We start from the raw sequence: 14,280 nt of genomic DNA, 5'->3' as shown, positions 1-14,280 counted from the left end.
TCCCAGCCTCCTCCAACATCATGAATCGAGGTGTGCGATTGCATTTAGCATGTCATCACGGACGGCCTCCCAAAATTGCTGTTGAACATCGTCACAATATGTGTAAAGCTCCTTATGTTGTATGTGCTCATAGAGAGCAGCAATAGCTTCTTGATGAAAATAAAGGCGATGATTTAATCCTGCTCGTTCTTCTTCGATACAAAATAGCTTATAGATATCAGCTAATCGCTCAAACTTTGCTAACTTTTGTGTGATGGTCTCATATTGTGTTTGATGAAAGCGTCCAACAGATGAGGTCATCGAAATCTTAGTTCGATGCTCCACCTGTAATGTGCGAAACTCCTCAAGACGTATCGCCACACGATACCAAAATTCATAACGGGTCGGTAATTCTTTTAGTTCATAGGTCAGTAAAGATTTTAAAATTGAATGCACTTGTTCATATGTATCGATGATCTTCTCGGATTCTTTAAAAATGCCAAACATACAACCACCCCCATACAGTGTAATACTACAAGATGAGATGAAACTCCTTTCAATATCAGCGTTATTTTCAATCCTTTTTATTTTATGAATAAGTAGCCTCGAGTAGGATTTAGGAGGTAATGATTTAGTTTTACATAAATTATCGCAAAATTCCCTTTTTTAAAACGAGTTTCTTAGAAAATGCAAATAGGCATTTACAAAATGAAATTAAATGTGTTAACTTTTATATTGTTATTAGTTAACACAAAGAGGGGGAGGTTAACAATGCGACATTTTTGGGTTGTAGGCACAGATACGGATGTTGGTAAAACGATGGTCACTACTATGTTGATGTGTCATTTGCAAAGGCAGGGTTTGCAAGTCACACCCTATAAGCCCGTGCAAACAGGTGAGGTATACGAAAATGGGCATGGCTATTATCATGATACAGCTATGTATGAAAAGCATTCTTTACAAAAGCTGCAACAAGAGCATATTAATAGCTATTCATTGAAGGAAGCGGCATCACCGCATTATGCTGCCAAGCTAGAGGGACAGTCAATTGATGTCAAAGAGCTATTACAGCAAATTCAATTTTTACAAGATGCTTACGATATCGTGATATGCGAGGGGGCTGGTGGGCTCTTTGTTCCTTTCACTGCCCCAAATGGTACGACTCTGCTTGATGTTATTGTCAGTAGCAAGCTGCCAGTCGTGTTGGTCACAAGGACATCACTTGGGACGATCAATCACACATTGTTAACGATGGAGGCATTGCGCGCTCGTCAAATTGATATTCTTGGCATTGTCTTTAATGGAGACACGGGTAGCAGTATAGAACAAGACAATATACAAACAATTTTACAGTACTATCCTATACCTTATGCCATTATTCCACAGCTGAAGGACAAGTCACAGCTAATGGATTATGCCATGACACACACTACTTTGTTTGAAAGGCTCTTTCACTATGAATCAAGCATTAACTGACTTGCAGGCAAGAGATTTACGACATGTTTGGCATCCGTGCTCACAGATGAAGGATTACGAAGCATTTCCGCCAATCGTCATAAAAAAAGGGCAAGGTGTGTGGCTTTATGATGAACATAATCATCGTTATTTGGATGCTGTATCCTCTTGGTGGGTTAATTTATTTGGACATGCCAATCCGCGAATTAGCCAAGCTTTAAGTGAGCAAGCATTTACATTAGAGCATACAATTTTCGCTAATTTCACACATGAACCAGCCATAAATTTAGCTGAAAAATTAGCAGCTTTAGCACCTCAAGAATTACATAAAGTCTTTTTTGCAGATAATGGCTCGTCTGCTATTGAGGTGGCATTGAAAATGAGCTTTCAATACCATATGCAGACAGGAAAACCAGCGAAACAGCGCTTCCTCGCTTTGACAGATGCCTATCATGGGGAAACCATTGGTGCTTTATCGGTAGGAGGGGTAGGGCTATACAATGAAGTATATCAACCTCTTTTATTAGATACTGTTCGTGCCAAAGGGCCAGATTGCTTCCGTTGCCCATTTCAGGAAGAGCCAACAAGCTGCCAAGCGCCATGTAGTCAATTTGTAGAGGAACAGCTTCAAGCACATCATGAGGAAATTACGGCCGTTATTATTGAACCGCTTATTCAGGCCGCAGCAGGTATGAAAATGTATCCACCTATCTATTTGCAGCGCTTGCGAGCATTATGTTCACACTATGAGGTCCATTTCATCGCGGATGAGATTGCTGTCGGTTTTGGTCGGACAGGTACGTTATTTGCCTGTGAGCAGGCGGACATCACCCCAGATTTTATGTGTTTATCAAAGGGATTAACAGGCGGTTATTTACCGTTATCTGTTGTCTTAACAACCGATCAAATCTATAACGCTTTTTATGACGACTATGGAACGATGAAGGCATTTTTACATTCACATAGTTACTCAGGCAATACCTTGGCCTGTCGTGTTGCACTTGAAGTATTAACAATATTTGAAGAGGAGCAAGTGATGGAGATGATTCAGCACAAAGGACAACAAATGCGGGAATTAGCCATGGCAGCCTTTCATGATATTCCGTATGTGGGGGAGTATCGACAAGTTGGTTTAGTGGGAGCTATTGAACTTGTCGCCAATCGACAGACAAAGGAACCATTCGCTAGTGAGGAACGGATCGGCTATCACATTTATCAGCGAGCTTTAGCAAAAGGTCTACTCATCAGACCTCTTGGCAATGTTTTATATTTTATGCCACCCTATATTATTTCTGAAGAAGAAATGTCCTTCATGATTCAAACAACGAAAGAAACGATCGAACAGTTTTTCCAAGATAGGGGGGCTAAGGTTGGTTAAGCGACATCAGACATTAGCACTTGTCATGATCGCCATGTTTGCAGCACTAACAGCGATTGGGGCGTTTATTAAAATTCCATTGCCTGTTGTACCGTTTACATTACAAATTGTTGTTGTATTTTTAGCAGGGTGTTTGTTGGGTAGTCGGAATGGTTTTTATAGTCAGCTTGTCTATATCGGTGTGGGCTTAGTAGGCTTACCTGTTTTTACACAGGGCGGTGGCTTTACGTATGTCCTACAGCCAACATTTGGTTATCTAATTGGCTTTGCGCTAGCTGCCTATGTCATTGGGTTCATCATTGAAAGAATAGAGAACCCAACGAAAAAGCATTTTATTGGAGCAACGATTATAGGACTTATCATTATTTATATGGTGGCTATTCCTTATTTATATATAGCATTAAATTTCTGGTTAGATATGAAATCAAGCTGGTCACATGTTTTTGTCATCGGCTTTTTCAGTAGTATTATCGCTGATGTTTGCTTAGCAATAACATCAGCCCTATTGGCAGAAAGAATGTATAAAGTATTTCATTCGGCAAGAACTGTGAACATTTCACACGTGGAGGGGGAGAAGATAGGATGAATTATTACCAATTAGCACAAGAAGTAATTGCTGGCAAGATCATTAGCAATGAGGAGGCACTTGCTCTCTTAAATAGTGAGGATGATGAGCTATTACAGCTAATGGACGGTGCTTTTGTCATTCGGAAGCATTATTACGGTAAAAAAGTAAAATTGAATATGATTATGAATGCCAAAAGTGGCTATTGTCCTGAGGATTGTGGCTATTGCTCTCAATCTTCTAAATCAACCGCTCCTATTGAAAAATATCCTTTTATTACAAAAGAGGAAATTTTGGCTGGTGCTAAACGAGCGTTTGACAATAAAATTGGGACGTATTGTATTGTTGCAAGTGGTCGAGGGCCAACACGTAAGGATGTCAATGTAGTGAGCGAGGCTGTGGCGGAAATTAAAGAAAAGTATGGCTTGAAAGTTTGTGCCTGTCTAGGCTTATTAAAAGAAGAGCAAGCACAGCAATTAAAGGAAGCTGGAGTGGATCGCTACAATCATAATTTAAATACATCAGAGCGCCATCATGCCTTCATCACAACCTCCCACACGTATGAGGATCGTGTTAATACGGTGGAGATAGTGAAAAAGCATGGAATTTCACCTTGCTCTGGTGCCATTATTGGGATGAAGGAAACGAAGGAGGATGTTGTCCAGATTGCACGTGCCCTTCATCAATTAGATGCTGATTCTATTCCTGTAAACTTTTTGAACGCAATAGATGGTACAAAGCTGGAAGGAACAAAGGAATTAAATCCTCGCTACTGTTTAAAGGTTTTAGCATTATTCCGTTACATCAATCCGACAAAGGAAATTCGCATTTCTGGAGGGCGAGAAATCAATCTAGGCTCACTTCAGCCACTTGGTCTCTATGCAGCCAATAGTATTTTTGTAGGGGATTATTTAACAACAGCTGGTCAAGAAGCAAATAGTGATTATCGTATGTTGGAGGATTTAGGCTTCGAGATTGAATTAACGCAACAGCAAGAAAAAGCATTTTGTTAAGCTTATGAAAGAAAAATCTACTACTACAGCAAAACCGTACTTCTGTGCGGTTTTTTGCTTTAGGTGGATAGAAATCAAAAAGTGGTGGATAAACATCAAAAAAACAGTGGATAGAAATAAAAAAATGATGGATAGATCTGATATCACTAGCTGTTTTTATACCTATAAAAGAAAGGTTTTCACAAATTGTTCAATGAAAGCGTTTTGAAATTGAACAGTTTGTGAAGAACTTCACATAAAGCTTTCTTTTTGAAAAAAACAGCGTAAAATAAGAATCAAGTAAGGAATTGTTATAAAACAGTTGATAAGTAGTCTCACAAATTTTGGTGGTTGTTATATTACAAAAATAATGGGAGAAGGGAGCTTTTCATATGTGGGTTATTACAGTATTTGATAAAAAGGATGTCCGAATTTTTGAGTATACAAACAAAAATGAGGCAACAGAAGCTTTAGCAAAATTCAAGAAAAATGCAGTGTTAACATATACAAAATAAATTGCTTTTGAGACAGCCCTCTCCTGATAGAGGGCTGTTTTTTATGAACAACAAAAAACCGTATAAGCGTTTATGAAAAGCGTTTATACGGTTGCTATTTTTATAAAATACTTGCTAAACGTTTAATCCCCTCTCGGATGACTTCAGGTGTTGCATTTGTATAGTTGAGACGCATTGTATTGACATTCGTTTTAGATGTATAGAATGGATCTCCAGGCACAAAGGCAACCTTTTGTTCCATCGCTTTCTGGAATACATCAAGGGCTGATGTACCATCCTTCATTGTTGCCCAGATGAACATGCCTCCCTCAGGTTTTGTATATTCTACATGGGCAGGGAAAAACTCTTGCATCGCATCAAGCATCGCTTCGGATTGATTTTTATATAATGTAATAATTTTTTTGACATGTTCCGAATAGTCATTACTTGCTAAATAATCGTAGATGATATATTGCGAGAAAATATTTGTATGCAGATCAGACGCTTGCTTAGCTGTTTCAATATGCTGTAAAAGCTCTTTATTTTTTGTAATGATAAAACCAAGTCGCATACCAGGTGTGACCGTTTTAGAGAAAGAACCTAGTAAAATACTATTATCTAATTTTCCAGCACCGATATATGGAAGCGGCTCTCCTTGGAAACGTAACTCTCCATATGGATCATCCTCAATTAAAGCAACATCGTATTTTGCCACTATTTCGCAAATTTGCTCACGCTTTTCTTTCGAGTATGTGAGCCCTGTTGGGTTTTGGAAGTTAGGCACCGTATAAATGAATTTTACATTTGGTTGTTGTAGCGCACGTTCTAACTCTTCTAAGTTAAGACCATCGTTTTCAAGTGTTACCCCATAGAAAGTAGGCTCACTTAATGTAAAGGCTTGAATGGCTCCTAAGTATCCAGGCTCTTCGATGATAATGCCATCGCCTTTATTGATGAGTACTTTACTAATCAGTTCAAGAGCTTGCTGTGAGCCTGTTGTAATAAAGACATCTTCAGCTTGTACATCAAGCCCATGCAGGCGTTGGTACTTTGCGGCAATGTACTCACGTAATGGTGCATAACCTTGTGTGGAAGAATATTGAAATAGTCGGCTACCATTTTCCGTAATAGCATGATCTACGGATGCTCTTAACGCATCAATAGGGAAAGAAATGGGATTTGGAAGTCCGCCTGCAAAGGAAATAACATCCTCTGCATCTGTTACTTTCAAAATATTTCGAATAAATGAGGATGGTGTTTTTAAGATTCTTTCAGAATATTGCATAATGATCGGTCCTTTTTTTCTGATTTTTTAAAAATTATATCATTGTCATGGTGTGCATACAATATTATCATTGTATGCAAGACAATTAAACTATTGTATGCAAATTAAGAGAAAGAAGGGCTTAGTGAATGCCTATTAATTCATTTGACGAGTATCCAATGAGTTGGAAGCCAGATATTCGCAATATTTCTGCCCCATTATATATAGCTATTGCGCACCAACTGGAACAAGACATAAAAGATGGAAAGCTAATGCCAGGAACGAAACTTCCTCCACAACGCGAATTAGCTGATTTTTTAGATGTGAATTTAAGCACCATTACACGAGCTTTTAAGCTGTGTGGACAAAAAGGATTCATTTATGCCTCGATTGGCAGCGGGACATTTGTTTCCACAGATGCGGCTAGCAATAAAATGTTACTGCCAGCCAATCATGCAACACCTATGATTGAAATGGGTTCTGTTTTACCAGACAACCTGGTCAATGATGATATTGCACGCTTTATGAAAAAGATGTTGAACGAGCCTAGTTTTAGCAAGCTATTTCAGTATGGTCGGCCTGAGGGCAATGCTTGGCAAAATGAAGCCGTGATGAAGCTATTCGAATTGGTGAATTTTCAAACAGATCAGCCTATTTTGCTCGGTGCAGGGGGACAAAATGCCATTGTGGGCACACTGGCAGCTTTATTTCAGCCAGGCGACCGTATTGGGACAGATCCCATTACTTATGCTGGTATTAAAACAGCAGCCAATATGTTAGGTATACAACTTGTAGCTATTCAACAATGTCAAGGAGAAATGACCAGAGAAGGATTGCTATATGCCTGTAAAAATGAGCATATTAAAGGAATCTATGTGATCCCTGATTTTCATAATCCAACGACACATACGATGTCGGTGGAGACACGAAAAATGATTGCTGAAGTGGCTAGGCAGAAGGATTTGCTTGTGATTGAGGATGCGATTTATAGCTTTCTTAAAGAACAGCCACTTGCACCCATTGCTTCTTTTGCACCCGATAAGGTTATTTATATCGCTAGCCTGTCCAAGACGCTCTCGCCAGGTTTACGCTTATCTTTCCTTGTGACACCTTCAGCATTAAGGAAAAAAATAATGGAAACGCTCTATAATATCAATATTTCAGTGTCACCGCTCATGCTGGAACTAGCAGCAAGATTGATTCATGAAGGCGTGGCACAAACGATTTTAGAAAAGCACCGAGCATATGCGAAGCAGCAAAATGCGCTTGTTAATAAATATTTAGGCGATTACGACATTTTAGGGGAGGAGGAATGTATTTTTAGGTGGTTATACTTGCCTGATAAATTTACGGGAGTTCAATTTGAATTGCTAGCCTCCAAAGCCGGCGTACAAGTCTATGCAGCGGAACGTTTTGCTGTAGGCAATACAAAGCCAGTGAATGCCGTACGTTTAGCGATTGCAGCGCCAGAAGCTCAACTGGAGCAAGCTTTAATTATTTTAAAGGATCTGCTAGAAAGTAATGGTGATTATGCATTTGTTGACTAAAGGTCATCAAGCGTATAATAAAGCTAAGAGAGAGAAGAGGTGATGGACATGACGCATAAAGGGCGTGTTATTTTTCATGTGGATATGAATAGTTTCTATGCTTCGGTAGAGCAAGCACATGATCCAAGCTTAAAAGGGAAGCCAATCGCCATTGCGGGCAACCCAAAAGAGCGACGTGGCATTTTAGTAACCTGTTCCTATGAAGCAAGAGCGCTTGGCATTTATACAACAATGACTGTCCATGAAGCGAAGCGTAAATGTCCTGAACTATTGTTATTGCCTCCAGATTTTAAAAAATATCGTCAAGCATCCAAAGAAATGTTTACCATTCTTCGTAGCTACACTCCTTTAGTGGAGCCTGTTTCGATTGATGAGGGCTATATGGATGTGACAGCGTTAAGTAAGGAGCAACATGCATTAAGTATTGCCCAGGAAATACAAGAGCGCATTTTAGCTGAGCTTGATTTACCTTGCTCTATCGGTATTGCACCAAATAAATTTTTAGCAAAAACAGCTTCTGATATGAAGAAACCGTTGGGAATTACCGTACTACGAATACGGGATATTGAACAGCAGCTTTGGCATCGAGAGGTTGTTGATATGCATGGAATTGGAGCTAGTACGGCCAAAAAATTAAATGTACATGGCATATTTACGATTGGTGATTTGGCGAAAACGGAAGAGTTTAGGATGAAGCAAATTTTAGGAAAGAATGGTGTGCGACTGCGGGCAAGAGCTAATGGGGTGGATCAACGTATGGTCGATCCTGAAGCGGTTTTTGATACGAAAAGCGTAGGAAATTCAACAACTTTACCTGAAGATGTAACAGATGTCCGTGCACTACATAAAACAATAGAAGGTCTGTGTAAAAAGGTGGTTGAACGACTTGAGGCAAAACGGTTAGCGGGCTCCACTGTAAGTATTCAAATACGGGATGCAAGTTGGCATAATCACACACGATCAAAAACAATGTCTAATGTTCTTTATCGTTTTGAAGATATCTATGACATTGCTTGTGCCTTGTTTGATAAGCATTGGGATGAGTCTCCAGTAAGACTTTTAGGCGTGACGGTTTCTAATGTAGTGGATCGTAAGGATTACTCGCAACAATTATCGATATTTGATTTTCAAGAACATGTAAAAGATGAACCTATTCTCAAAATCGTGGATGAAATTGAGGGACGTTTTGGGAAGGGGATTATAAAACGTGGTGTAGATTTAGGGAAACGTTCATCCTATCAATCACAAACAAGCTTTAGTAAGGATTTTTTAGATGACCATGATTGAAAATGAAGGCAGGTGTATACATGCGATACAAAACATATGGAGATGTCCATAATCCTCTAATGCTGTTTATTCATGGAGGTGGAGTCGGTGGCTGGATGTGGGAACAACAAGTTCAGCATTTTTCAAATTATCACTGTGTTGTTCCAGAGCTGTTGTCACAAGATGTATTCTCCATTGAGCAGAGTGCCAGAGAGCTTCTCCAGCTTCTAGAAGAAAAGGCGACTGGAAAGCCCGTCATACTGATTGGATTCTCTTTAGGAGCACAAATCGCTATTCAAATGCTAAGTATAAAGCCTAGTTTAATCGATTTTACCATTATCAATAGTGCACTTGTAATACCTTCTCCAGCTATGGAATGGATGCTTCAACCGTTCATTCGGCTGACATTTCCACTTATAAAAAATAAAACATTTGCGAAACTTCAAGCTAAAGCCCTATACATCAATGATCTTGATTTTGAACGCTATTATCAAGAGAGTGCTACGATGAAAGTAGAGACATTGATTCAAATTTTGAGAGAAAATATGTTGTTTTCCATCCCGCATGATTTTCATAAAGCCCAAGGGAAAATTTTAATAACGGTAGGAGATAAAGAGAAAAGCATTATGAAAAAATCAGCTAAAGCCCTTGTTCAAAGTCATCCAAATAGTCATGGTGTCATATTGCACAACATTGGTCATGGAGTATCATTAGCCCAACCTGCATTTTTCAACCATTTTGTAGAAAATTGGATTAAGAATGGTCAACTACCTGAGGGGACAGTGATTCAATAGGGGGGCTCCATTATGAATATTCAAACTCATAATGGAGTTGACAGGAAAAGTGTATTTAAGCTTGAAAATAATGAGGATATAAATCTTTATGCTGTAACATCCAGTCCTTCATCTCTACAATCATTTCCTCATAGCCAGGGACAACAAAGGAGAAGTCATTTCTAGTATTCATTAATGTTTTATTGACATTAACGAGCCGATGAGGAAGAATTTTTATGTTGCTGTCCATAAAGTGTTTATTCAATAGTTGAAGTAAGTCGTATTTTGAAATATTCGTAGTATTGACGAGATGATAGAGTCCTGTTAAATCTTCTTGGACAGCCCGTTCAATGGCTTTTGCTAATGTAAGTGTAGTTACTCCAGTCCAAATAGCCCCCGTATAACCGTGAATGGGACCTTTTTGTTGCATAAACCAATTGAATAGTCCGATGCCATCGTTTTTTAAATCAGGGCCAATAATCGAGTTACGAAATGTTAAATGCTTGTTGTGCTCAATCTCCCCCAAGCCTTTTGTGCGATCATAAAAAGTTTCACCGTCTCCTATGCTAGTTTCATAGTAGGGGGCATTTTTCCCTGAAAATACGCAATCAGTACTTAGATGAATCAGCTTAGTTTGTCGGTTTTCTAGGAGAGAGACAATGGCATGCGGTAAATAACTATTCAGCCAAATGCTTTGTGCAGGATATACCGTACAAGCTTCGTTTAAGACACCAATACAATTAATGACGACATCAAAATCATGATCTACTAACAACGACCGTAAAAATATAGCGTCCATCACATCGCCCATTATATGGTTCCCAAATGGGAAAGGGGTTCTAGCGTAAGTTGTCACATCATGCCCTTGTTCACATAAATAGATGGCAATGGTATGGCCAGCCATGCCAGTAGCGCCGAGCACTAAGAATTTCATGGCGTTCCTCCAGTCCAATAAAGAAGCTCTTCTTGAATAAGCGGTAATGTCAATAATTTTTCTTTGATGTCAGCCACACTTAATTGTTGTGTATTGTTGGAGTTATATTCATCGGTTAATGTAATTTTAGGAGAGCCCTCATCGAGGTATTTTCCATAATTTAAATCCCGATTATCTGCAGGGATTCGATAAAAATTGCCCATATCAACGGCTTTTGCCGATTCTTCTTTTGTACATAATACCTCATACATTTTTTCCCCATGCCGTGTCCCAATAATTTGGATGGCATTGTTTGCCTGAAAAATCTCAAGTAATGCTTGAGCTAAATTGGCTATTGTTGCTGCGGGAGATTTTTGTACCATAATATCTCCATTTTGTGCATGTGAGAAAGCGTACAATACTAATTCAACGGCCTCATCAAGAGTCATCATAAAACGTGTCATGTTTGGATCTGTAATCGTTAACGGCTTTCCAGCTTTTATTTGTTCAATAAATAAGGGAATGACAGAGCCCCGTGAAGCCATAACATTGCCATATCTAGTGCCACAAATGAGCGTATGATGAGGATCAACCATTCGGGATTTAGCGATAAACGTTTTTTCCATCATCGCTTTGGATATTCCCATGGCATTGACAGGGTAGGCTGCTTTATCTGTAGAGAGGCAGATCATTTTCTTGACACCAGCCTGAATGGCAGCTGTTAGGACATGATCGGTTCCTAAAATATTAGTTTTCACAGCTTCTAAAGGGAAAAATTCGCAGGAGGGAACTTGCTTAAGAGCAGCGGCATGGAACACATAGTCCACATTATACATAGCGGTATGGATGCTTTGAATATCACGGACATCTCCGATATAAAATTTGATTTTACTATGCTGATAGAGCTTGCGCATATCATCTTGCTTTTTTTCATCCCTTGAAAAAATACGAATTTCCTTAATATCCGTATTGAGGAATCGCTTTAGTACAGCGTTACCAAAAGAGCCAGTGCCTCCCGTAATCAGTAATATTTTATTTGTAAACATTGTATGGTTCATTACACCTCCTGCATGCTTTTATTTCAATCCTCTTTGGTGTAGATCACATTCTGAGTTTTCTCTAGGATAGTTGTACCAGTAAGCAAATTCGTTTGTATATTTACTTGTCGGATTTTTATCCATGAGGGCACAATTAAAATCCCAATCTCCTGCTATATCTTTGCGTATTGTAAATTTTGCATCCCCAATTAAACTTCTTCGAATGATTTTAAATTGTCCGGGTAAGGAATAGCGATTCGATTCATCTTTAATAAAGGCGAAGCCATTTTTAATGATCATGTTGTAATAGTAAACATCAAATGTGCCATCCACTTGTGCTAATACATTGCGAATAGCTGGCAAGTAGTGGTCATCGCTATCGATGATGGCTATATAGTCTCCTGTCGCCTCTGCAATGCAGCGATTATAAGCAACACTAGCCCCAAGGTTCGTTGGATGCACGATGATTTTTAAAGCTGCACAGTTTTTTTGGTAGTCCTGTAAAATGGCTAATGTATTGTCAGTAGAACCATCATCCACAATGATAATTTCATAGGCATATTCTTTAGGAATACTGTCAAGCATTGTTAAGATCCATTCTTCGCTATTAAACGCAGGTGATAAAAAACTTATCTTCATTTTATCCCTCCATTCTTTATCTAGTAGTAGAGCTCTTCTATGTGACTGAGCAGATTCTTTAATACAATATGCGTGGACATAGAGCTATTGTAGGCAATTGCTTGTTTTAGGAAGTTTTTAAGAGAGACGCTTTTCTGTATACGATTTCTGTTTACTAGAGAACAAGCAGGATAGGGGCAAAAATTTACTAAGGTATGCACGTTTAGCAGGAAGGGTCATAAACTAGCTAGAGCGCTTTTTTAGAAAGAGGGATACAATGTCAAAAAGGATCGCATTTATTTGTAGCGTGGAATCTTATAAACTGTCTGATGCACATATTTTCAAAGATTTGTGTCTCGTGCCTATTTTGCTAGGGGAGGAATTAGGCTATGAAGTAAGTATTGTGACAACAGAGATGAATGAAGCCCTTCTTCAACAGGCCTTTCCAACTGTAAAATTTGAGTCCATACCATTTGAGAAGGATTATGTGGCGAATATGAATGCTTATTTAGCCAAGCATGCAAAGGACATTGACATTGCCTTTGCCATAGGACCGTATCCATCTTATTTAGCCATTTTGAAAACCTATAAGCATTATAATCCGCAAGGAAAAATTTATATGAAGTTAGATGTAAATCGATTTTGGTTACATCGATTAAAATCCTATCCATACTTTTTAGAGCTACTGCAATTATGTGATCTGCTATCCTCCGAATGTGTGTCCATTCAAACCGCTATTCAAGTGTATTCGCAATTAGCGATTAAACATATCCCCAATGGCTTTTATGAGCATTTTCCCACAGCACCTGTGTCCTTTCATGACAAGGAAAATAGAATTTTAGCAGTGGGGCGCTTAGATGCACCAGAGAAGCAAACGATTTTGACAGTCAAAGCCTTTCTAGCTGCCCAGCTTCCAGACTGGGAGCTTCGTTTAGTAGGACCGATGTCTGCCTCCTATCAAGAGGAGCTAAGGCAGTTGCTAGATGGCCATCCAACTGCCGCTCAAGTAACGATGGTAGGGCCTATTTATGATAAGGTGCAATTAGAAGAAGAGTACCGTAAGGCTAAAATTTTTTGTTTAACATCTGTAGTAGAATGCTATGCCCATGTTTTTGCAGAGGCTGCTAAAAATGGCTGCTATATCGTGACTACTGATGTTGATGGGGCTGCTGATATTACAATGCAACAACGCTTCGGTACAATTCATCCGACACATGATTGGGAGGGGATTGGTCGGACATTGCAGCAAGTTGCCACACAGGAATCATTGCTGGCCGATACTTGTGTACAGCTTCAAGCATTTGCTCGAAAGGAATTAAATTGGTGCCATATTGTGAAAAGGGTTGCTGAATATTTAAGTGAATAAACAATCCTCTCTCGATTTTGAAGACTATTCTTTTCTTTATACCATTATTTCCTATATAATAAAAACTAGATTCATCATGTTAGACAATCATGGGAAGACACAAGGGGAGACAGGAATGGAAATACGACAAGCGACAATGCATGAACTAGAAGATTTATCAAAACTGTTTGATGAATATCGTCAATTTTATGGGATCGAGCCAGATGTAAGCAGCGCCAAGGCATTTTTACAATTACGATTGGCTTTAAAAGAGTCTGTCATTTTTGTAGCATTGGTAGATGGCAAGATGATTGGATTTACACAATTGTATCCAACATTTTCATCCATCGCTTTACAATGTGCCTATATTTTAAATGATATTTATGTAACAGAAGATGCTAGAGGCCTAGGGGTGGGCAAGGCATTGATGGAAAAGGTTTTTCGATATTGTGAGCAGCAAGGTGCTCGCTATGTCACACTGCAAACGGCGGCTGATAATGTAAATGCACGTAAACTCTATGAAAAGCTTCATATGAAGCAAGATGAATATTGTAATTATGTGAAATATTTTATGTAGGTGGAACTTGCCAGCATCTCGTCTTCGGATGAAGATGCTTTTTTTTATCAAAACATCCCCTAGATAGCAAATAGTAT

Annotated in this window: 15 protein-coding genes; 10 read left to right on the top strand and 5 right to left on the bottom strand. The window is 39.0% G+C overall.

The annotated features are described in order from the left end of the window. Positions 1-18: 18 nt before the first annotated feature. Positions 19-486, bottom strand: coding sequence for a hypothetical protein (locus tag AC6BKE_RS21580; RefSeq protein WP_338651428.1), 468 nt, complete (start codon positions 484-486; stop codon positions 19-21). A 264-nt stretch (positions 487-750) separates the two neighbouring features. Between AC6BKE_RS21580 and bioD the strand changes: the two genes are divergently transcribed. The 5 genes from bioD (at position 751) to AC6BKE_RS21555 (ending at position 4,884) form a co-directional block, all read left to right on the top strand. Then, positions 751-1,455, top strand: coding sequence for a dethiobiotin synthase (gene bioD / locus AC6BKE_RS21575; protein WP_249645928.1), 705 nt, complete (start codon positions 751-753; stop codon positions 1,453-1,455). Further along, a complete protein-coding gene (gene bioA, locus AC6BKE_RS21570; protein WP_340809196.1) occupies positions 1,436-2,812 on the top strand; it encodes an adenosylmethionine--8-amino-7-oxononanoate transaminase in 1,377 nt (458 codons plus the stop codon). The genes bioD and bioA overlap by 20 nt, the downstream gene beginning before the upstream one ends. Before the next feature lie 25 nt (positions 2,813-2,837). Beyond that, positions 2,838-3,398, top strand: a complete 561-nt coding sequence (locus AC6BKE_RS21565; protein ID WP_369802783.1) for a biotin transporter BioY — start codon at positions 2,838-2,840, stop codon at positions 3,396-3,398. Further along, positions 3,395-4,390: a biotin synthase BioB gene (gene bioB, locus AC6BKE_RS21560; protein ID WP_340809195.1), complete on the top strand. Its 996-nt coding sequence runs from the start codon at positions 3,395-3,397 to the stop codon at positions 4,388-4,390. Before AC6BKE_RS21565 ends, bioB begins: the two co-directional genes overlap by 4 nt. Positions 4,391-4,761: 371 nt before the next feature. Then, complete coding sequence (locus tag AC6BKE_RS21555; protein ID WP_255358819.1) at positions 4,762-4,884, top strand: hypothetical protein; 123 nt, start codon at positions 4,762-4,764, stop codon at positions 4,882-4,884. A gap of 100 nt (positions 4,885-4,984) precedes the next feature. On the opposite strand, the gene AC6BKE_RS21550 is transcribed toward AC6BKE_RS21555, so the two are convergent. After that, positions 4,985-6,148, bottom strand: a complete 1,164-nt coding sequence (locus AC6BKE_RS21550) for an aminotransferase-like domain-containing protein (RefSeq protein ID WP_499858002.1) — start codon at positions 6,146-6,148, stop codon at positions 4,985-4,987. Between the two features lie 128 nt (positions 6,149-6,276). Here AC6BKE_RS21550 and AC6BKE_RS21545 point away from each other — a divergent pair, with 128 nt between their 5' ends. Genes AC6BKE_RS21545 through AC6BKE_RS21535 form a run of 3 tightly spaced genes read left to right on the top strand, consistent with a single transcriptional unit; the run spans position 6,277 to position 9,734 of the window. Further along, positions 6,277-7,674, top strand: coding sequence for an aminotransferase-like domain-containing protein (locus tag AC6BKE_RS21545; RefSeq protein ID WP_058844506.1), 1,398 nt, complete (start codon positions 6,277-6,279; stop codon positions 7,672-7,674). A gap of 48 nt (positions 7,675-7,722) precedes the next feature. Next, positions 7,723-8,961 (top strand): DNA polymerase IV, encoded by a 1,239-nt coding sequence (locus tag AC6BKE_RS21540; protein WP_249645926.1) that lies wholly within the window; start codon positions 7,723-7,725, stop codon positions 8,959-8,961. Positions 8,962-8,981: 20 nt separating this feature from the next. Further along, positions 8,982-9,734 (top strand): alpha/beta fold hydrolase, encoded by a 753-nt coding sequence (locus AC6BKE_RS21535; RefSeq protein WP_499857999.1) that lies wholly within the window; start codon positions 8,982-8,984, stop codon positions 9,732-9,734. Between the two features lie 55 nt (positions 9,735-9,789). Here AC6BKE_RS21535 and AC6BKE_RS21530 read toward each other — a convergent pair whose 3' ends face one another. From AC6BKE_RS21530 to AC6BKE_RS21520, 3 genes are read right to left on the bottom strand one after another with little or no spacing between them, the layout of a single operon-like run. After that, complete coding sequence (locus tag AC6BKE_RS21530; RefSeq protein ID WP_499857997.1) at positions 9,790-10,647, bottom strand: SDR family oxidoreductase; 858 nt, start codon at positions 10,645-10,647, stop codon at positions 9,790-9,792. Further along, a complete protein-coding gene (locus AC6BKE_RS21525) occupies positions 10,644-11,672 on the bottom strand; it encodes a polysaccharide biosynthesis protein (RefSeq protein ID WP_058844588.1) in 1,029 nt (342 codons plus the stop codon). Before AC6BKE_RS21525 ends, AC6BKE_RS21530 begins: the two co-directional genes overlap by 4 nt. A gap of 30 nt (positions 11,673-11,702) precedes the next feature. Beyond that, the gene (locus AC6BKE_RS21520; RefSeq protein ID WP_036119976.1) at positions 11,703-12,302 is read right to left on the bottom strand and encodes a glycosyltransferase family 2 protein; all 600 of its coding nucleotides are present in this window, start codon (positions 12,300-12,302) and stop codon (positions 11,703-11,705) included. A 256-nt stretch (positions 12,303-12,558) separates the two neighbouring features. Here AC6BKE_RS21520 and AC6BKE_RS21515 point away from each other — a divergent pair, with 256 nt between their 5' ends. Continuing rightward, on the top strand, positions 12,559-13,647 hold the full coding sequence (locus AC6BKE_RS21515; protein WP_499857996.1) for a glycosyltransferase family 4 protein: 1,089 nt from the start codon (positions 12,559-12,561) through the stop codon (positions 13,645-13,647). A gap of 115 nt (positions 13,648-13,762) precedes the next feature. Next, a complete protein-coding gene (locus AC6BKE_RS21510) occupies positions 13,763-14,203 on the top strand; it encodes a GNAT family N-acetyltransferase (protein ID WP_089934726.1) in 441 nt (146 codons plus the stop codon). Positions 14,204-14,280: the final 77 nt, after the last annotated feature.

Source organism: Lysinibacillus sp. COL-1, assembly GCF_059814265.1.
The sequence above is the reverse complement of the archived record's forward strand: the minus strand, read 5'-3'. Positions and strand labels throughout refer to the sequence as shown.